Annotated in this window: 21 protein-coding genes; 11 read left to right on the top strand and 10 right to left on the bottom strand. The window is 54.9% G+C overall.

Going from position 1 to position 18,016, the window contains the following annotated elements; translation table 11 throughout:
• Nucleotides 1-96 precede the first annotated feature (96 nt).
• Nucleotides 97-702: a glutathione transferase GstA gene (gstA, locus tag WFN75_RS05360; protein ID WP_040075902.1), complete on the top strand. Its 606-nt coding sequence runs from the start codon at nt 97-99 to the stop codon at nt 700-702.
• A gap of 35 nt (nt 703-737) precedes the next feature.
• Here gstA and pdxY read toward each other — a convergent pair whose 3' ends face one another.
• The 5 genes from pdxY to anmK all read right to left on the bottom strand — a co-directional run bounded on the left by pdxY (nt 738) and on the right by anmK (nt 5,320).
• Nucleotides 738-1,598, bottom strand: coding sequence for a pyridoxal kinase PdxY (gene pdxY / locus WFN75_RS05355; RefSeq protein WP_046885981.1), 861 nt, complete (start codon nt 1,596-1,598; stop codon nt 738-740).
• 66 nt (nt 1,599-1,664) lie between these two features.
• Nucleotides 1,665-2,939, bottom strand: a complete 1,275-nt coding sequence (gene tyrS / locus WFN75_RS05350) for a tyrosine--tRNA ligase (RefSeq protein ID WP_040075905.1) — start codon at nt 2,937-2,939, stop codon at nt 1,665-1,667.
• A gap of 125 nt (nt 2,940-3,064) precedes the next feature.
• A complete protein-coding gene (gene pdxH / locus WFN75_RS05345) occupies nt 3,065-3,721 on the bottom strand; it encodes a pyridoxamine 5'-phosphate oxidase (protein WP_046885980.1) in 657 nt (218 codons plus the stop codon).
• 57 nt (nt 3,722-3,778) lie between these two features.
• Nucleotides 3,779-4,102 (bottom strand): C-type lysozyme inhibitor, encoded by a 324-nt coding sequence (mliC, locus tag WFN75_RS05340; protein ID WP_336995728.1) that lies wholly within the window; start codon nt 4,100-4,102, stop codon nt 3,779-3,781.
• 93 nt (nt 4,103-4,195) lie between these two features.
• On the bottom strand, nt 4,196-5,320 hold the full coding sequence (anmK, locus tag WFN75_RS05335; protein ID WP_336995727.1) for an anhydro-N-acetylmuramic acid kinase: 1,125 nt from the start codon (nt 5,318-5,320) through the stop codon (nt 4,196-4,198).
• A gap of 285 nt (nt 5,321-5,605) precedes the next feature.
• Here anmK and slyB point away from each other — a divergent pair, with 285 nt between their 5' ends.
• Complete coding sequence (gene slyB, locus WFN75_RS05330) at nt 5,606-6,073, top strand: outer membrane lipoprotein SlyB (protein WP_046885978.1); 468 nt, start codon at nt 5,606-5,608, stop codon at nt 6,071-6,073.
• A gap of 69 nt (nt 6,074-6,142) precedes the next feature.
• Here the strand turns inward: slyB and slyA are convergent, their stop codons facing one another.
• A complete protein-coding gene (gene slyA / locus WFN75_RS05325) occupies nt 6,143-6,583 on the bottom strand; it encodes a transcriptional regulator SlyA (RefSeq protein WP_040075910.1) in 441 nt (146 codons plus the stop codon).
• A 186-nt stretch (nt 6,584-6,769) separates the two neighbouring features.
• Here slyA and WFN75_RS05320 point away from each other — a divergent pair, with 186 nt between their 5' ends.
• Genes WFN75_RS05320 through WFN75_RS05310 form a run of 3 tightly spaced genes read left to right on the top strand, consistent with a single transcriptional unit; the run spans nt 6,770 to nt 9,902 of the window.
• Nucleotides 6,770-7,006 (top strand): DUF1656 domain-containing protein, encoded by a 237-nt coding sequence (locus WFN75_RS05320; RefSeq protein WP_040078506.1) that lies wholly within the window; start codon nt 6,770-6,772, stop codon nt 7,004-7,006.
• 5 nt (nt 7,007-7,011) lie between these two features.
• Nucleotides 7,012-7,872, top strand: a complete 861-nt coding sequence (locus WFN75_RS05315; RefSeq protein ID WP_207293632.1) for an efflux RND transporter periplasmic adaptor subunit — start codon at nt 7,012-7,014, stop codon at nt 7,870-7,872.
• On the top strand, nt 7,869-9,902 hold the full coding sequence (locus tag WFN75_RS05310; protein ID WP_336995726.1) for an FUSC family protein: 2,034 nt from the start codon (nt 7,869-7,871) through the stop codon (nt 9,900-9,902). The genes WFN75_RS05315 and WFN75_RS05310 overlap by 4 nt, the downstream gene beginning before the upstream one ends.
• Here WFN75_RS05310 and sodC read toward each other — a convergent pair.
• The 3 genes from sodC to WFN75_RS05295 form a co-directional block, all read right to left on the bottom strand.
• On the bottom strand, nt 9,881-10,399 hold the full coding sequence (sodC, locus tag WFN75_RS05305) for a superoxide dismutase [Cu-Zn] SodC (RefSeq protein WP_040075913.1): 519 nt from the start codon (nt 10,397-10,399) through the stop codon (nt 9,881-9,883). The genes WFN75_RS05310 and sodC overlap by 22 nt on opposite strands.
• A gap of 81 nt (nt 10,400-10,480) precedes the next feature.
• Nucleotides 10,481-11,377, bottom strand: coding sequence for an aldo/keto reductase (locus tag WFN75_RS05300; RefSeq protein WP_263616247.1), 897 nt, complete (start codon nt 11,375-11,377; stop codon nt 10,481-10,483).
• Between the two features lie 48 nt (nt 11,378-11,425).
• Nucleotides 11,426-11,665 (bottom strand): DUF1289 domain-containing protein, encoded by a 240-nt coding sequence (locus WFN75_RS05295; RefSeq protein WP_040075915.1) that lies wholly within the window; start codon nt 11,663-11,665, stop codon nt 11,426-11,428.
• 149 nt (nt 11,666-11,814) lie between these two features.
• On the opposite strand from WFN75_RS05295, the gene eptA reads away from it, so the two are divergent.
• From eptA to rnt, 5 genes are all read left to right on the top strand, one after another.
• On the top strand, nt 11,815-13,443 hold the full coding sequence (eptA, locus tag WFN75_RS05290; protein ID WP_263616282.1) for a phosphoethanolamine transferase EptA: 1,629 nt from the start codon (nt 11,815-11,817) through the stop codon (nt 13,441-13,443).
• Between the two features lie 38 nt (nt 13,444-13,481).
• Nucleotides 13,482-14,081, top strand: coding sequence for a TetR/AcrR family transcriptional regulator (locus tag WFN75_RS05285; RefSeq protein ID WP_336995725.1), 600 nt, complete (start codon nt 13,482-13,484; stop codon nt 14,079-14,081).
• A gap of 53 nt (nt 14,082-14,134) precedes the next feature.
• Nucleotides 14,135-15,232, top strand: a complete 1,098-nt coding sequence (locus WFN75_RS05280; RefSeq protein WP_336995724.1) for an alkene reductase — start codon at nt 14,135-14,137, stop codon at nt 15,230-15,232.
• A gap of 83 nt (nt 15,233-15,315) precedes the next feature.
• Entirely contained in the window at nt 15,316-15,723 is a 408-nt protein-coding gene (gene gloA / locus WFN75_RS05275; RefSeq protein ID WP_046885972.1) for a lactoylglutathione lyase, read from the top strand.
• Nucleotides 15,724-15,818: 95 nt separating this feature from the next.
• Complete coding sequence (gene rnt, locus WFN75_RS05270; RefSeq protein ID WP_040075919.1) at nt 15,819-16,469, top strand: ribonuclease T; 651 nt, start codon at nt 15,819-15,821, stop codon at nt 16,467-16,469.
• Nucleotides 16,470-16,511: 42 nt separating this feature from the next.
• On the opposite strand, the gene grxD is transcribed toward rnt, so the two are convergent.
• The gene (grxD, locus tag WFN75_RS05265; RefSeq protein WP_032617810.1) at nt 16,512-16,859 is read right to left on the bottom strand and encodes a monothiol glutaredoxin 4; all 348 of its coding nucleotides are present in this window, start codon (nt 16,857-16,859) and stop codon (nt 16,512-16,514) included.
• 335 nt (nt 16,860-17,194) lie between these two features.
• On the opposite strand from grxD, the gene WFN75_RS05260 reads away from it, so the two are divergent.
• On the top strand, nt 17,195-17,986 hold the full coding sequence (locus WFN75_RS05260; protein ID WP_207293625.1) for a C40 family peptidase: 792 nt from the start codon (nt 17,195-17,197) through the stop codon (nt 17,984-17,986).
• Nucleotides 17,987-18,016: the final 30 nt, after the last annotated feature.

The raw sequence follows: 18,016 nt of genomic DNA, 5'->3' as shown, positions 1-18,016 counted from the left end.
ACGACTAAAGAGAAGCCGCTAACTGTGCGTTAGCGGCTTTTTTTTTATCTGGCGGCGCACTAACATAGCGATAACCTTAGCCAAAAGGAGTTACCGATGAAACTGTTCTACAAACCGGGTGCCTGTTCGCTTGCGTCACATATCACGCTGCAAGAGAGCGGTAAAGATTACACGCTAAACGGCGTTGACCTGATGAAGAAACGCCTGGAAAACGGCGATGATTTTCTCGCAATTAACCCGAAGGGACAGGTTCCTGCGCTACTGCTTGATGATGGCACGCTGCTGACTGAAGGGGTCGCCATCATGCAGTTCCTGGCTGACGCCGTGCCGGATCGCCAGCTGCTGGCCCCTACTGGCAGTGTCGCGCGCTACAAGACGCTGGAGTGGATGAACTACATCGCTACCGAGCTGCATAAAGGCTTTACGCCGCTCTTCCGCCCGGATACGCCTGAAGAGTACAAACCGACCGTCCGCGCGCTGCTGGAGAAAAAACTGCAGTACGTGAACGACTCCCTTAAGGATGACCAGTGGATTTGCGGCCAGCGCTTTACGATTGCCGATGCCTATCTGTTTACCGTACTGCGCTGGGCACGTGCGGTTAAACTGAATATGGAAGGTCTGGGCCATATCGCGTCCTATATGGATCGCGTGGCGGCACGTCCGACGGTGGCAGCGGCGCTGCAGGCTGAAGGGCTGAACTAAGCGTTACCGGGCGGCGCAATGCCGCCCGGCATCTTTTAAAGCTGTGTCGCGCTAAAATAGTGCTCTGGCTGGGCAATGCGATCCTGCGCCGCAACCACCTGCAGTTCGTACTCCTGCATTCCCTTTGTAGCGACCATGATCTCGTACACCGCTGCGGTAACGTGCTCCAGAGCCTCTCGCAGGCTTGCCCCCTGGAGCAGCTTCACCAGCAGCAGACCGCTGGTCACATCGCCGACGCCCACCGGCTGGCGTACCCCAAAATCCACCAGAGGACGGCTGATGTGCCAGGCTTCGTCTTTCGTAACCAACAACATTTCAAAGCGATCCTGACTTAAACCCGCGCGTGCCAGATGTTTTACCAGCACGATTTCAGGGCCCTGAGCGATCAACTCCCGCGAGGCGGCGACCGCTTCTTCAACGTTTGTCACCGGATGCTCGCAAAGAATTTCCAGCTCCACGAGATTGGGGGCAATGATATCGCTGGCCGGCAGTGCATGGCGCACGTGAAACTCCGCCACGCCCGGCGCCACAATGCAGCCCTTCTCCGGATGGCCCATCACCGGGTCGCAGAAATACTTCGCACCGGGGTTTGCCGCCTTCACCTGGCGCACAATACCCAGAATGTGCTCGCCCTGCTCCGCCGAGCCCAGATAGCCGCTTAACACCGCGTCGCAGGTTTTAAGTTTATCTATCTCAGCGATCCCCTGAACAATCTCGGTCAAGTGCGACGGCGGCATGACGCAGCCAGTCCATTTACCGTACTGCGTATGGTTAGAAAACTGGACGGTGTTTAAAGGCCAGACATTGGCGCCAAGGCGACGCATTGGAAACTCTGCGGCACTGTTACCCGCATGGCCAAACACGACGTGGGACTGGATGGCGAGGATGTTCTTCATGTTTTACTTACCACAACCCTGAAAAAATAAAGGGGCGTGGTTTCCCACGCCCCTGTGTACTGATTATTACTTCCAGCAGACCAGACAGTAATTTTTCTTCCCGCGACGCAGCAGCGTGTAGCGGCCGTAGAGGCGATCGCCCTCAACGAAGGTATATTCCGGATCGGCCTGTTTTTCGCCATTGATCGTGATGGCATTGGAGGCGATGGTTTTACGTGCCTGACCGCGCGACGGCTGCAGCTCTGAATCGACCAGCGCCTGCATCAGGTCTGCGCCCTTTTCCATCTCAACCATAGGTACGCCATCCTGCGCCAGCTGCTCGAAGTCAGCCTCGCTCAGATCGCTCAGGGTGCCGTTGAAGAGGCTGGCGGTAATGCGTTTTGCCGCAGCCAGCCCCTCTTCACCGTGTACCAGTTTGGTCACTTCATCCGCCAGCACATATTGCGCGCGTGGAGCTTTACCGCTGTTTTTATCTTCTTCTTCCAGGGCGTTGATGACTTCAATGTCCATAAAGGTGAAGAATTTCAGGAAGCGATAAACATCGGCATCCGCGGTGTTAATCCAGAACTGGTAGAACTTGTACGGGCTGGTCTTCTTCGGATCAAGCCATACCGCGCCGCCTTCGGTTTTACCAAACTTGGTACCATCGGCTTTGGTGATCAGCGGAACGGTAAGACCGAAGACCTGGTTCTGATGCAGACGGCGAGTCAGGTCGATGCCGGAGGTAATGTTACCCCACTGATCGGAGCCGCCAATCTGCAGCGACACGCCGTGCAGCTTGTTCAGACAGGCAAAGTCATAGCCCTGCAAAAGGTTATAGGAGAACTCGGTAAAGGAGATGCCCTGATCGTCACGATTCAAACGCTGCTTCACCGCTTCTTTGTTAATCATCTGATTTACAGAGAAGTGCTTGCCGATATCACGCAGGAAGGTCAGCACGTTCATGCCGCCAAACCAATCGTAGTTGTTAGCAGCAATCGCAGAGTTATCGCCACAGTTAAAGTCGAGGAACGGTGCAACCTGTTTGCGGATTTTATCCACCCACTCCTGCACGGTATCTTCGGTGTTCAGTTTACGCTCGGCGGCTTTAAAGCTTGGGTCACCAATCAGACCGGTTGCGCCACCCACCAGCGCGACAGGCTTATGGCCTGCCTGCTGGAAGCGTTTCAGGCATAACAAAGGAACAAGATGCCCCAAATGCAAGCTGTCAGCGGTGGGATCGAAGCCGCAATAGAGCGCGATGGGACCTTGCGCCAGCAGCGAAGCTAACGCTTCTTCATCCGTCACCTGAGCCACCAGGCCCCGCTCTTGCAATTGTTTAATCAAGTTACTGCTTGCCATCAAATGCTCCATTAATAATCGACTGCACCTCTGTCGGTACACGACTTTTCGCCAGACGCGAAAGAGACATAGAATAAAGCGCAAGCGCGGCATGCGCTAGCGCTTAACACAACAAATTTCGGGGATTACGGAGCCAGACGGTCGATTTTCCAGCCGCCATTATCGCGCTGGTATAAAAAGCGATCGTGAAGACGGTGTTCACCGCCCTGCCAGAACTCCATCTGATCGATGGGGATACGGAATCCGCCCCAGAAACTGGGAAGCGGCACTTCGCCCTGCTGAAACTTTTGCTTCAGCTCGAGGAATTTACTCTCCAGCACGCCACGGGCGGAGATGCGGCTTGACTGCTTAGAGACCCAGGCACCTATCTGGCTATCACGTGGGCGACTATGGAAATATTTCACCACCTCGAGCGTAGACAGACGTTCCACTTTGCCGGTCACCATGACCTGACGCTCCAGCATATGCCAGGGGAAAAGCAGGCTGATACGCGGATTGTTCTCCAGATGGTGGGCTTTGCGGCTGCCGAGGTTGGTATAAAACACCAGACCTTTCTCGTCAAAGTGCTTTAGCAATACGATACGCTGATAGGGCTGGCCATTTTCATCAACGGTCGCGACAACCATGGCCGTGGGATCGGCCAGTTTCGCTTCGCAGGCTTGTTTCAACCAGCGTTCAAACAGCACCAGCGGTTCAGCAGGCAGGTCCTGACGGCGCAGCCCCCCTTTGGTGTATTCACGGCGCAGATGCGCAATTTGCTGCAAGTGATCGTTATCTGACATGGCGTTATCTGAGATAAGAAGTGGGTGGCGCTATTGTGCGCCGCCCCTTTGAAAATCTCAACGCTTCGGATTCTGCAGCTGGCAGTTGTTCATGACGATGCGATCGCGCTTATAAATTGTGGCCGTGTCTCCCTTAGACCAGAAGACATAGACTCCATCGGTATAGCGCGCCCCGGAGGCAGAGATCCCCTGCTTCAGGTTCAGCAATTTGTTGTCATAGACGAAGCTTACTTCCTGGCGCGGGTTATTGAGATTGACGGTGATCGGTTTCTCATCGCACTGGTACTCCAGTTTGTCGGTCTGCATACGTTCGACAAACTGGTTGTAGTAGCTACAGCCGGAGATTAAGAGAGGGGCAATCACAAGCAGCAGTTTTTTCATGGATCTGTTCCAAAGACTTTCCTGGTCCTGGAGGGTGAAATCACCCTCCCACATGCCCTTAGTGTACTGCCTGCCTGGTAAGGCGAATTTCAGTTAACTCTGATTTTGCCGGGGGTTAGCGGGATAGACCGCTCCCAGCACGCTTGCTTCACGCGCACCGGTCACAGAGGGCAAATTCCCTGGTAACCCCGCCACGGTACGCCAGGCCAGCCAGGCAAATGCCAGCGCCTCCATGTCGTCCCCACTGATACCCGCTTCATCGGTTGTGGCGACTTCGGTACCCGGCAGTAACGCGGCCAGACGAGCCATTACCAGTGGGTTACGGCTGCCGCCACCGCAGACCAGCAGACGTTCGCAGCCGCCGCTGAGCAGAACCTGTTCGGCAATAGATACCGCCGTGAGTTCGACCAGCGTCGCCTGGACATCCTCCGCTGCCAGTCCCGGGAAGGTGACGAGGTGGCGCTCAAGCCAGCCGTAATTGAAATATTCGCGCCCGGTGCTTTTCGGTGCCGGTGCGGCAAAATAGGGATCGCTCAGGAGATTCTGCAGGAGGGGGAGGATCACCTTCCCGCTACGGGCCCACTGCGCGTCCTTGTCATAGGGTTTGCCCATCTGTCGCCAAATCCAGGCATCCATCAGCATATTGCCTGGCCCGGTATCGTAACCCCGTACCGGCTGACCTGGGATCAGCAATGAGAGGTTGGCGATCCCGCCAATATTCAGCACCATTCGCCGTTCAGTGGGATGCGTGAGCAGCGCCTGATGAAAGGCGGGCACCAGCGGTGCACCCTGCCCGCCTAACGCAATGTCACGGCGGCGAAAATCGCCCACCACCGTCACGCCGGTTCGGGCCACAATCTGATTGTTATCGCCAATTTGCAGGGTATGCGGGGCATCGCCGGTCGGTTCATGCCAGACGGTCTGGCCATGACAGCCAATGGCGACCACATCCTGTGGGCGCAGATTCTCCTTGTCCAGCAGCGCCTGTACCGCCTCGGCAAACAGCTGCCCCAGACGGGTATCCAGCTGTCCCAACTGGGAGAGCGTCAACTGTTGGCCCTGACAGATGTCGAGAATGGCCTGTTTGAGTTCGGGGGGGATAGGCCAACTGAGGCTGGCCTGCTGTGCCACCATGCTCTCGTCGATTGCCGCGAGAACAACATCCACACCGTCGAGACTGGTTCCTGACATAACGCCGATGTAACGACCCGATTTCATACGCTTTCCTTTATTCGCGTGGGGGAGTGGCCCACTCCATCATAAACGCCGGGGCAATGCTATGGCGGGATAATACTTTTTAACACTCCCGCGCCAGCCGAGCGATATTCTCATTATTCAGCGCCAGAATTGTGCCGATTTTTTAAGCCGTTTATCTTTCGTTACGTCAAAATCCAGTACCATTCTGCTGGTGTTTACGCAAGAATATGATCTATGGCAGCCAATGCCTTATAATTTAGCCATAACGGATGCTCTTTGAGCGTTTTTGGTGAACAGGAGATTCAAATGATTTTACGTGTACTGGCTGTTTCCCTTGTAGGGTTTACACTGGCAGGCTGTGTCAACGACAGTTCCCTCTCAGGGGATGTCTACAGTGCTTCTGAAGCGAAACAAGTTCAGAATGTCACCTACGGAACCGTTGTTAACGCTCGCCCGGTACAAATCCAGGGTGGAGACGAAAGCAACGTTATTGGTGCACTTGGCGGTGCGGTATTGGGTGGTTTCCTGGGTAACACCGTTGGCGGGGGCGCCGGTCGCAGCCTTGCAACAGCGGCAGGTGCCGTTGCCGGTGGTGTAGCGGGCCAGGGTGTCCAGGGTGCAATGAACAAATCTCAGGGCGTAGAGCTTGAGATTCGTAAAGATGACGGTAGCACCATCATGGTAGTGCAGAAACAAGGTGCAACCAGATTCGCCGCCGGGCAGCGTGTCGTGCTGGCCAGCAATGGCAGCCAGGTGACCGTATCCCCACGCTAACCGTGAATATCAGCAGCGCTAAGTAAAAAAAAGCCTTGCATCAGCAAGGCTTTTTTAATGTATGGCAGGTTAGCCGCGGGACTGAAGCTCGTTGATATTCTGCTCAAGGCGAGAAATCAACGCAATCAGCTGTTCCAGTTCCGCCGGTGAGATACCCGAAAGGATCTCGCCACGCGTCTTGCTGATGACCGCTTCCATCTCAGTGATGATAGGCGCAGCCTTTTCTGTCAGCTTGATGCGTTTGGCACGTCGATCGCTGGCACAGGTTTGACGGGAGATTAGTCCCTTCTCTTCCAGTTGATCGAGCGTACGAACCAGAGATGGCTGCTCAATGCCTATCGCTTTTGCCAGTTGAATCTGCGACTGGTCGGGAGGCAGCTGATGAATGTTATGCAGCGTTACCCAGTGTGTCTGCGTCAGTTCCAGAGGTTTCAGGCGATGGTCAATCAGAGCACGCCAGATGCGTACTAACCTTGCCAGATCAGAACCTAATGGCGATTCCAATTTCATCTCCTTATAATTAGCTTGCTAAGTTATTATACTGATTTTAGAATAGTGTGCAGCATTTATATTGCCAAAACAAATGCAATACGTCCTACATCCTTGATGACACCATGATTTACACTCAAGTTCTGAGGCCGTCGCGCGTCAGGCTGGGCCGTTATGGCCAATTTTCAATTGCAAAGGAACGAGCTGGTGAAAATCACATCTCTCGCCGCGGGGCTACCGCTTCAGGATCTCATCGTGGGTGCATCCATTTATTTCCCTCCGTTATTTAAAGCGGTGATCCCCGGCTTCTTCCTCTGGCTACTGGTCCACCGTTTGCTTCGCGATTGGATCTACGCCGGTGAAATCTGGCATCCGATGCTCATGGATCTCTCGCTGTTCGTGCTCTGCGTCTGCCTGGCGCTGGTTATCCTGACTTTCTGGTGACAACCATGTTAAAAACGCTCAAATATTTTTCCAGTTTAGCCGTGCTTGCGTTGGCCCTGGTCGCCGGATGGTGGGTGTGGAATTACTACATGCAGTCGCCGTGGACCCGGGACGGCAAGATCCGCGCCGAGCAGGTCAGCATTACCCCGCAGGTTTCCGGTGCGATTACGGCCTTAAAGGTGAAAGACAATCAACTTGTCCACAGCGGCGACGTGTTGTTTCAAATTGACGAGACCCCCTATCATATCGCGGTGCTGAATGCGCAGGCGCAGCTGGCGAAAGCCCAGTCCGATCTCGCCAAAGCCAACAATGAAGCGAATCGTCGCCGCCACCTGTCACATAACTACATTTCGGCAGAAGATCTGGATACCGCCAATATCAACGTGAAGGCGATGCAGGCAAGCGTAAAAGTCGCTGAAGCGACGCTAAAACAGGCCGAGTGGCAGTTGACGCAGACGGTGGTTAAAGCCCCGGTGGATGGCTGGGTAACCAACCTCTCCACCCGCACCGGCGATTACGCCACCACCGGCCAGCCGCTGTTCGCCCTGGTGGACAGCCACTCGTTTTACGTGGTGGGATATTTTGAAGAGACCAAGCTACGCCATATCCGTACTGGCGCCCCGGCTCAAATTACCCTCTATAGCGGCGGTGTGACGTTACAGGGTCACGTCGGCAGCATTGGCCGTGCCATCTTTGATCAGAGCGTGGAGACCGACTCGGGGCTGGTACCGGACGTGAAGCCGAATATCCCCTGGGTACGGCTGGCTCAGCGTATTCCGGTGCGTATCGAGTTCGACGAGCTGCCCAGGGATCTGACGTTGGTCTCCGGCACCACCTGTAGCGTCTCTATCGGAACAGCCCGGTGACACTCTCTACGTTCAGCTGGCGTAACACGCCGTGGCTCAAGGCGACCCCTGGGCAGTGGCGCTACGCGCTGCGCAACGGGATTGCTATGTGTCTGGCATTGACCTGCGCCTATTACCTGAATCTGGATGAACCTTACTGGGCGATGACCTCTGCGGCAGTGGTCAGCTTCCCTACCGTCGGCGGTGTCATAAGTAAAAGCCTGGGCCGCGTGGCGGGCAGTCTGTTAGGGGCGACCGCCGCGCTGATTATTGCCGGACACACGCTGAACGATCCGTGGCTGTTTTTATTCTGTATGGCGACCTGGCTTGGGGTCTGTACCTGGGCCTGCGCCCACTTCACCAATAACGTCGCCTATGCTTTTCAACTTGCAGGCTATACGGCGGCCATCATCGCCTTTCCGGTCATCAACATTCTTGATACCACGGAGTTATGGGATATGGCGCAGGCGCGGGTATGCGAAGTCATGCTCGGCATACTCTGCGGTGGTCTGATGATGATGATCCTGCCCAGTACCTCCGACGGGACGGCACTCATTACCGCCCTACAAAATATGCACGCCCGACTGCTGGAGCATGCCAGGCTGCTCTGGCAACCTGACACCAACGATGCAATCCGTCTTGCACACGAAAAAGTCATCGCCCAGATCCTGACCACCAATTTACTGCGCATTCAGGCCTTCTGGAGCCACTACCGTTTTCGCCGTCAAAACGCCCTGCTCAACTATTTGCTCCATCAGCAGTTGCGAATGACCAGCGCGATCTCCAGTCTACGCCGCATGCTGCTCAACTGGCCCGATCCGCCTGAGACGATCCAGCCGGTCATACAACAACTGCTGGAGGCGCTGAGCCGTCCGGAGACCGATTTCTATACCGTGGCGCGTATTATCGCACCGCTAAAACCGCAAGAGGGGCAAGATTATCGCCATCACGCCTTCTGGCAGCGACTCCTCTGGTTTAGCCGACTCTACCTGCGGAGTAGCCGCTGGATTGCCATGCTGGAAGCGGCGACACCCATTACCACCTTTAACGTACCGCGCAGCCCGGCGCTGGCCCGGCATACTGATAACCTCGAAGCGTTATGGAGCGGTTTTCGTACCTTCTGCGCACTAACGCTTATCGGCGCCTGGACTATTGCTACGCAGTGGGACGCCGGTGCTGCCGCGCTGACGCTGGCCGCCATCAGCAGCGTACTTTATTCAGTTTCGCCCTCGCCATTTAAATCGCTCAACCTGCTGCTGCGCACGCTGATCTTGCTCTCGCTGTTCAGCTTTGTGGTGAAGTTCGGGCTGATGGTGCAGATAAGCGATCTCTGGCAGTTCCTGCTGTTCCTCTTCCCCTTGCTCACTACGATGCAGCTTCTCAAGCTACAGATGCCGAAACTGGCGGGACTCTGGGGGCAGTTGATCGTTTTTATGGGTTCTTTTATCGCGGTGACCAATCCACCGACCTATGACTTTGCCGATTTTTTAAATGACGATCTGGCTAAAATCCTGGGCATTGGGCTGGTATGGCTGGCGTTTGCGGTATTACGCCCGGGCTCTGACGCGCGTAAAAGCCGTCGTCATATTCGTGAGTTGCGGCGTGGGTTTGTCGACCAGCTCAGCCGCAGGCCTCAGCGGGATGAGAATGGTTATGAGTCGCTGGTTTATCATCATGTCAGTCAGCTTAATACCAGTCAGGATGCTCAGGCGCGTCGCTGGCTGCTGCGCTGGGGGGTAGTGTTACTCAACTGTTCGCATGTGGTATGGCAATTACGCAGCTGGGAGACACGGTCTGACCCACTCTCCCAGGTGCGTGATGTCTGTATTTCACTTCTGCGGGATGTGATGAGCGAACGCGGTGTGCAGCAACGTCCGCTCTCCACCACGCTTAACGAGTTGCAGCGTATCTGCGATACGCTGGCGCGCCATCCGCAGCCGGCGGCACAGGATCTGGCCGCGCTGGTCTGGCGTCTACACTGCTCATTATCCCAGCTCGAGCATGCTCCTGCGCCGGGGACGTTGGGGGATCAAATGACGCCGCAGGCGTAACGCGCGCCGCCGCCGCCGAGGGGTTTCGGCTGATCGGACATATTGTCACCCCCCACGTGGATCATCAGCGCTTTGCCTTTCACCTCATCCAGTTTTTTCAGTCGAGGGGCCACCACCGCGTCCGTGGCTTTGCCGTCGTTGTTCACAACCAACACCGGTAGATCGCCAAGGTGCCCCATACCGTCTGGCCCTTCGTGCTTGCCGCTCTGGTGAGGATCAAGGTGGCCGCCCGCCGCTTCAGCCGCCGACGGTTTCCCCTCTTTCATCGCTGGCTGGCAGGAGCCTTTCGCGTGAACGTGGAAGCCATGTTCGCCCGGAGGAAGGGCGTTAAGCGCGGGGGTAAATTCCAGCCCTTTATCCGTTTCGGTGATGGTCACCGTACCGATTGACTGACCTACCCCCTGAGGTGTGACAAGGTTCATCTCAACTTCGTCGCTGGCGGCTTGCGCACCTGCGCTGACCACCAGCGCCAATATTGCCAGAGTAAAACGCTTCATATGACCTCCTCAGGTTATTTTTTGCCCCTTAAGTTTATACGAGGGGCAAGGATTTCACCGGAAAGTCAGATAAATAGAGATTTAGGGGACATCGTAACCTAAAGCAGCTTTACGAATGCGGAACCATTGCTGACGCGTCATCTTAAGCTCTTCAGCGGCAATGGCCGAGCGTACGCGTTCGATTTTGCCGGATCCGATAATCGGCAACGGGTGTGACGGCAGGCGAAGCACCCAGGCGTAGACCACCTGTTCAATCGATTGTGCATTCAGCTCGCGCCCCACCTGCGCCAACTCATCGCGCAGCGGCTGGAACTGTTCGTCATTAAACAGACGACCGCCACCCAGGCAGGACCATGCCATTGGACGCACACGTAACTGTTGCAGTTGATCGAGGGTACCGTCCAGCAACAGGGGCTGATGTACCGGCGAAATCTCTACCTGGTTGGTCGCCAGAGTGAAAGGCACACGAGACTGCAGCAGCGCGAACTGCGCAGGGGTAAAATTCGAGACGCCGAAATGGCGCACTTTGCCGCTCTGGTGAAGTGCCAGGAAAGCCTCTGCAACCTCGTCAGCATCCATTAAAGGGTCCGGGCGGTGGATCAGCAACAGGTCGATATGGTCGGTCGCCAGATTTACCAGCGACTGCTCAGCGCTTTGCACAATGTGGTCGCGATCGGTGATGTAGTGACCCAGGGCATGCTCGGGTTTGGCGGTGGTGGCGATACCGCATTTGGTCACCACCTCCATCCGCTGACGCAGCGACGGCGCCAGCTTCATCGCTTCGCCAAACGCCGCTTCGCATTGATAACCGCCATAGATATCCGCGTGATCGACGCTGGTGATCCCTAAATCAAGATGTTCTTCAATAAAGCTCACCAGCTGGCGGGCGGACATGTTCCAGTCCATCAAACGCCAGTAACCCATCACAAAACGCGAGAATTCTGGCCCCTGCGGGGCGAGAGTAATACGCTGAACCATTGGATTTTCCTCAACATAAAGATGAGATGAGTATACGCATTTTGCAGGTTAAAACAGTGAGGGTTGCTGGGGTTCTTCGGCATCGGGCGGCCTGTTTGCGCGTAATTTGCGCAGCAGACGTTGGCGACAGAGGCGCAGTACCTCCTGCTTTTGCGCATCGCTCAGGGTTTGCCAGTTAAAGCGCTCCTCCCGGCTACGCATACAGCCCCGGCAGAATCCACGTTCATCCGACTGGCAGATACCCCGGCACGGGCTCTGAACGGGAAAAAACTCCAGTTGTTCTGCCACACCCACCTCCCGGCCCAATGAATAGAGTAAAGTGAAGACCTTAAGCCGGTGTTACGCAAGGCGTCAATATCAGAAATGTGGGGCTAAGGTTTCACTAATCTTTGCTCCTTATACTCGCGTCATCACAACAATGAAGGGTTTTACTGATGATGCGCCTTTTTAATAAGTTACAGTGTAACGATACCCGGTTTACGCTCGGCTGCGCGCTCTTTTTTACACTTTTGAATGCCCTGTTCATTCATCGTAGCTGGGCCATTATTGCGCCAGCCCGACTGCATGAATATCTCTTCGCGCTCTCGATTCCAGTGGTGCTGTTCTGCGGCTGGGTAATCGTTTTTAGCTTTTTAAACATCCCGCTGATTCGTAAACCGCTGCTGGTGCTACTGACGCTGGGCTGCGCCGCGGCGACCTGGTTCATGTTTACCTACGGGGCGGTTATCGATCAGAACATGATGGTGAACGTCTTCGAGACGAATTCACAGGAAGCGACGGCGTTGATTACCCCGCAGTTGGTGCTATGGCTGACGGTGGCCGGGCTGGTGCCGGCTGTGGTGTTGGCGATGGTTCGCATCCGCCCTGCCCGCTGGTGGCATGTGCTGGTGATGCGACTGGCGTCGATCCTGGGAAGCCTGTTGATTATTATTTTGATTGCCGCGGTCTTCTATAAGGATTACGCCTCGCTGTTTCGCAATAACAAAAGCATCGTCAAGATGGTCACGCCGGCGAACTACGTGAGTGCGATAGTGAAATACAGCAAAGCGCGCTGGTTTGAAGGCGATCAAACCCTGATTCGGCAGGGAGAAGATGCCCATAAAGGGCCGGTTTTGCTGGCTCAGCATAAAAAAACCGTGCTGGTGCTGGTGCTGGGCGAGGCCTCACGGGCAGAAAACTATTCGCTCAATGGCTATGGGCGTGAGACGAATCCGGAACTGAAAAAACAGAACGTGATTAACTTCCCCCAGGCGTCGTCCTGTGGCACCGAAACTGCCGTTTCTGTTCCCTGCATGTTCTCCGGAATGCCGCGCAAGCAGTATGATGCCGATCTCGCCCATCATAAGGAGGGGCTGATGGACGTGCTCGCCCACGCGGGTGTGAATCTGTTGTGGCGCGATAATGACGGAGGCTGTAAAGGGGCCTGCAATCGTGTGCACTTTACCGATATGACCCAGTGGAAGCAGGATCAACTCTGCAAAGACAGTGTCTGCATTGATGACGTTGATCTCTATCGTCTGGATAAAGTTCTGGACGGTCTGAAGCAGGACAGCGTGCTGGTTATTCACCTGATGGGTAGCCACGGCCCGGCCTATTATCGGCGCTATCCGCCGCAGTTCCGTCGTTTTACGCCCACCTGCGATACCAATGAAATTCAGAACTGCGATCATCAGGCGCTGCTTAATACTTACGACAACACCATTCTCTACACCGATAGCGTGGTGAGCAAAACGATTGATGCGCTGAAGGCCCGACAGAACAGCATGAATACGGCGCTGATCTATCTCTCCGACCACGGTGAATCGCTGGGAGAGAACGGCCTGTATCTGCACGGTACCCCGTATATGCTGGCACCGTCGCAACAGACCCATATTCCGTTTTTGTTCTGGCTATCGGCGGATTATCAGAAAGGCTTCGGCATTGACGAACAGTGCGTTCGCCAACAGGCGCAGACTGAGGCCGTATCGCAAGATAATCTGTTCTCCACGGTGCTCGGCATGATGAATGTACAAACCTCGGTGTATCAGCCTCAAAGCGATTTGCTGAACCCCTGTCGACGAACATAACGCTTGCATTAGACCGAACGGTCTACTACATTGAGGCCATGAACAGACACACTGAACACGATACCCGCGAACACCTCCTGGCCACCGGTGAAAAGCTCTGCATGCACCGGGGATTTACCGGCATGGGGCTGAGCGAACTGCTTAAAACCGCCGATGTGCCAAAGGGGTCGTTTTACCACTACTTCCGCTCGAAAGAGGCTTTTGGGGTGGCATTGCTCGAGCGGCATTACGCTAATTACTATCAGCGCCTTGCTCAACATTTTACGGGCGGCGCAGGTAATCATCGTGATCGTGTGCTGGCGTATTATCAAGAGACGCTGAACCAGTTTTGTTCGCAGGGCATAATCAGTGGATGCCTTACCGTGAAGCTCTCTGCCGAGGTGTGCGATCTTTCAGAGGATATGCGCACGGCGATGGACAAAGGGGCCAGCGGGGTGATTACCCTCCTCGCTCAGGCGTTGTCTGCGGGGCGTGATGAAAAATCACTGAGCTTTATTGGCGAGCCGTTGACCCAGGCACAAGTGCTCTACTCCTTGTGGCTGGGGGCAAACCTGCAGGCCAAAATATCGCACAGTGCCGTACCGCTTGAGAGCGCGCTGGCGCACGTCCAGAACATCATTATCACGCCTGGTGATTAACAGGCGTTTTTATTTCGCACTTTACTAGACGACCGGTCTACTCAGGAGACACTATGTCAGCTTCAAAATTGTTTACCCCACTGAAAGTCGGTGCCGTGACCGCGCCAAACCGCGTATTTATGGCCCCGCTGACCCGTCTGCGCAGCATTGAGCCGGGTGATATCCCGACGCCGCTGATGGGCGAATATTATCGCCAGCGCGCCAGCGCAGGTCTGATTATCTCCGAAGCAACGCAGATTTCCGCCCAGGCGAAAGGCTATGCCGGTGCACCGGGCCTGCACAGCCCGGAACAAATTGCCGCGTGGAAAAAAATTACCGCAGGCGTACATGCTGAAGAGGGACGTATTGCCGTTCAGCTGTGGCATACCGGGCGTATTTCGCACAGTAGCATTCAACCTGACGGCCAGGCGCCGGTATCGGCCTCAGCCCTGAACGCCGGCACCCGCACCTCGCTGCGCGACGAACAAGGCCGCGCTATCCGCGTGGATACCACCACGCCGCGCGCGCTGGAGCTTGAAGAGATCCCCGGCATTGTGAATGATTTCCGACAGGCGGTGGCAAACGCCCGTGAAGCCGGCTTCGATATGATCGAGCTGCACTCTGCGCACGGATACCTGTTGCACCAGTTCCTCTCCCCGTCTTCTAACCAGCGTACCGATCAGTACGGTGGTAGCGTTGAAAACCGCGCGCGCCTGGTGCTGGAAGTGGTCGATGCTGTGGTAGCTGAAATAGGTGCTGACCGCGTCGGTATTCGCGTATCACCGATTGGCAGCTTCCAGAATGTGGATAACGGCCCGAACGAAGAAGCCGATGCGCTGTACCTGATCGAAGAGCTGGCAAAACGCGGCATTGCCTATCTGCACATGTCCGAGCCGGACTGGGCCGGTGGCCAGCCTTACTCTGAAGCATTCCGTGAAAAAGTGCGTGCCCGTTTCCAGGGCGTCATTATCGGTGCGGGTGCGTATACACCTGAGAAAGCGGAAGATCTGATCAACAAAGGTCTGATTGATGCCGTTGCTTTTGGCCGCGATTATATTGCTAACCCGGATCTGGTCGCGCGTTTGAAACATAAAGCCAAACTCAACCCGCAGCGTCCGGAAAGCTTCTATGGCGGCGGTGCTGAAGGTTATACCGATTATCCAACTTTATAAACGGCGCATTGATAGCGGCGACACTTCGCCGCTATACTAAAACATCGTTTCTGTTCAAGATGATAAAAAGCTAAGAGGATACTATGCGCTTACTTCATACCATGCTGCGTGTTGGCGACCTGCAACGTTCCATCGAATTTTACACCAACGTGCTGGGCATGAAACTGCTGCGCACCAGCGAAAACCCGGAGTACAAATACTCCCTCGCCTTTGTCGGTTATGGCGAAGAGAGCGAAGAAGCGGTCATTGAGCTGACCTACAACTGGGGTGTGGACAGCTATGAGCTGGGCACCGCTTACGGTCATATCGCGCTGGAAGTGGACAACGCAGCAGAGGCGTGCGAGCGCATCCGTGCCAACGGCGGTAATGTCACCCGTGAAGCTGGCCCGGTTAAAGGCGGCACCACCGTGATTGCGTTTGTTGAAGATCCAGACGGTTATAAAATTGAACTGATTGAAGCCAAAGACGCCGGTCGCGGTCTGGGCAATTAATCCCCCGGGCGCGCTACGCGCCCGTTGTTTTACTGCATCCCTTCTCAAAATTTGCCATAATGCGCACTGCTTTTTCCCCCTTTTAAGAGACCCAGATGTCCGATATCGCTCAATTTTCCGGTCTGTGTGACCGTTTTCGTGGCTTTTATCCTGTCGTCATTGATGTAGAAACCGCCGGATTTAATGCTAAAACCGATGCGCTGCTTGAGATTGCCGCGATCACGTTGAAAATGGATGAACAGGGCTGGTTGATGCCGGACGAGACGCTGCATTTCCACGTGGAGCCTTTTGAAGGTGCCAATCTGCAGCCAGAGGCGCTGGCCTTTAACGGCATCGACCCGCACAATCCGCTGCGTGGCGCGGTAAGCGAATACGACGCTCTGCACGCCATCTTCAAAATGGTCCGCAAGGGGATGAAAGACCAGAACTGTAATCGCGCCATTATGGTCGCCCATAACGCGACCTTCGATCATAGCTTTATGATGGCTGCCGCCGAGCGCTCTTCCCTGAAACGCAACCCGTTCCACCCGTTTGTGACCTTTGACACCGCGGCCCTGAGCGGACTCGCGCTGGGTCAGACGGTGCTGTCTAAAGCCTGTATTACCGCGGGTATTGAGTTTGATGGCAGCCAGGCCCACTCAGCCCTCTATGATACTGAGCGTACCGCGGAGCTGTTTTGCGAGATCGTCAACCGCTGGAAACGTCTGGGCGGCTGGCCGCTGCCGATGGGCGACAGCGAGGAATAAAAAAAGCGACCGTAAGGTCGCTTTTTTGCATGGCGAGAGACGTTACTCTGCGCCCGGCTCTTCCGATTTGTACTTGGCAGCGGTCTCTTTGATGAGCTGCTGCAGTTCACCGCGCTGATACATCTCAATCAGGATATCGCAGCCGCCAACCAGTTCACCATCAACCCACAGCTGTGGGAAGGTCGGCCAGTTTGCGTATTTCGGCAGCTCGGCGCGAATGTCCGGGTTCTGCAGAATATCAACGTAAGCAAAACGCTCACCACAGGCAGAAAGCGCCTGCACTGCTTGTGCGGAAAAACCACAGCTTGGCAGCTTCGGAGAACCTTTCATGTACAGGAGAATCGGGTTTTCAGCGATTTGCTGCTGAATTTTTTCAATAGTGGTGCTCATGTCTTGCTTCCTTTAACTTCTGTTACGGCAATCGTCTGTCATTGTAGCGTTTCAGAACGACAACGGAAAATAACATTTTCGTCACGTTATCTATTGTATCGCGCTACCGATAAAGCTGCATTCTAAAAGTAACTTAACCCTGTTCTGCCCAGGGTTTTGTTCAGCGAATGTACAATACGCTCTCTTTATGGTGATTTTTTTTGCGCTCGCTAACGAAACGTCGTTTTAGCGGTGAAAGTTTATTAACTTTGTCCCTTTTTATGGATTAGAATCGACGGGCTTTGTAAATCACACGCGGGTATTATTGTTGCCCGGAATTATTAGGGGATTGCCCAGTGGCGCGGATAAATAAAATCTCGATCACGCTCTGTGCTTTGCTGTTTACGACACTGACTTTCACCTCAACGGCGACCGCCTCAGAGCAGGCGCGGACCTCGGCCGTGCAAAAAAAACATCTGGTGAAAGTGACGGAACCCAAGAAAAAGAGCAGCAGCAAAAAAACCACGAAGAAAGAGAGCAGTAAAAAGAGCAGTAGCAAAAAAAACCTCGCAAAAACGCAGACCGCCTCCTCCAGTAAAAAAAGTAAAACCTCTTCCCGCACCGCGCCCAAAACCGCTTCTCGCGTGGTGACTGAAAAATGCACCGTCCGTAAAGGCCATAAAACCCGCTGCGTCAAAACCAGCAAGCCCACGACGCTTGCCGAGGCGCATAAAGTGCGGATGCAGAAAGCGCAAAAGACGGCAATGAATAAACTGATGGGCCAGATTGGTAAACCTTATCGCTGGGGAGGCAACTCGCCACGTACCGGTTTCGATTGCAGCGGTCTGGTCTGGTATGCCTATAAAGATCTGGTGAAGTTCCGTATTCCACGTACCGCCAATGAGATGTACCACCTGCGCGATGCCTCGCCGGTCAATCGCGGCGAACTGGAGAGCGGGGACCTGGTCTTCTTCCGCACTCAGGGTCGCGGTACCGCCGATCACGTGGGGGTGTATGTGGGCAATGGGAAGTTTATTCAGTCTCCACGTACAGGTCAGGATATTCAGATCACCTCCCTGAGTGAAGATTACTGGCAACGCCATTATGTGGGTGCCCGCCGCGTCATGACGCCAAAAACCATTCGTTAACGCCCAACCCGCTGCAACTGCAGCGGGATT

Origin of the sequence: Leclercia sp. UBA7405, from assembly GCF_037152215.1 — a bacterium.
Taxonomy (GTDB): domain Bacteria; phylum Pseudomonadota; class Gammaproteobacteria; order Enterobacterales; family Enterobacteriaceae; genus Enterobacter; species Enterobacter pneumoniae.
This window is presented reverse-complemented; position numbering and strand designations above follow the sequence as displayed.

Bases quoted from the DNA above. Each gene is read 5' to 3' on its own strand.
- gstA (WP_040075902.1), top strand. From the start codon at position 97: ATGAAACTGTTCTACAAACCGGGTGCCTGTTCGCTTGCGTCACATATC.
- pdxY (WP_046885981.1), bottom strand. From the start codon at position 1,598: ATGAAGAACATCCTCGCCATCCAGTCCCACGTCGTGTTTGGCCATGCG.
- tyrS (WP_040075905.1), bottom strand. From the start codon at position 2,939: ATGGCAAGCAGTAACTTGATTAAACAATTGCAAGAGCGGGGCCTGGTG.
- pdxH (WP_046885980.1), bottom strand. From the start codon at position 3,721: ATGTCAGATAACGATCACTTGCAGCAAATTGCGCATCTGCGCCGTGAA.
- mliC (WP_336995728.1), bottom strand. From the start codon at position 4,102: ATGAAAAAACTGCTGCTTGTGATTGCCCCTCTCTTAATCTCCGGCTGT.
- anmK (WP_336995727.1), bottom strand. From the start codon at position 5,320: ATGAAATCGGGTCGTTACATCGGCGTTATGTCAGGAACCAGTCTCGAC.
- slyB (WP_046885978.1), top strand. From the start codon at position 5,606: ATGATTTTACGTGTACTGGCTGTTTCCCTTGTAGGGTTTACACTGGCA.
- slyA (WP_040075910.1), bottom strand. From the start codon at position 6,583: ATGAAATTGGAATCGCCATTAGGTTCTGATCTGGCAAGGTTAGTACGC.
- WFN75_RS05315 (WP_207293632.1), top strand. From the start codon at position 7,012: ATGTTAAAAACGCTCAAATATTTTTCCAGTTTAGCCGTGCTTGCGTTG.
- sodC (WP_040075913.1), bottom strand. From the start codon at position 10,399: ATGAAGCGTTTTACTCTGGCAATATTGGCGCTGGTGGTCAGCGCAGGT.
- WFN75_RS05300 (WP_263616247.1), bottom strand. From the start codon at position 11,377: ATGGTTCAGCGTATTACTCTCGCCCCGCAGGGGCCAGAATTCTCGCGT.
- eptA (WP_263616282.1), top strand. From the start codon at position 11,815: ATGCGCCTTTTTAATAAGTTACAGTGTAACGATACCCGGTTTACGCTC.
- WFN75_RS05285 (WP_336995725.1), top strand. From the start codon at position 13,482: ATGAACAGACACACTGAACACGATACCCGCGAACACCTCCTGGCCACC.
- WFN75_RS05280 (WP_336995724.1), top strand. From the start codon at position 14,135: ATGTCAGCTTCAAAATTGTTTACCCCACTGAAAGTCGGTGCCGTGACC.
- gloA (WP_046885972.1), top strand. From the start codon at position 15,316: ATGCGCTTACTTCATACCATGCTGCGTGTTGGCGACCTGCAACGTTCC.
- rnt (WP_040075919.1), top strand. From the start codon at position 15,819: ATGTCCGATATCGCTCAATTTTCCGGTCTGTGTGACCGTTTTCGTGGC.
- grxD (WP_032617810.1), bottom strand. From the start codon at position 16,859: ATGAGCACCACTATTGAAAAAATTCAGCAGCAAATCGCTGAAAACCCG.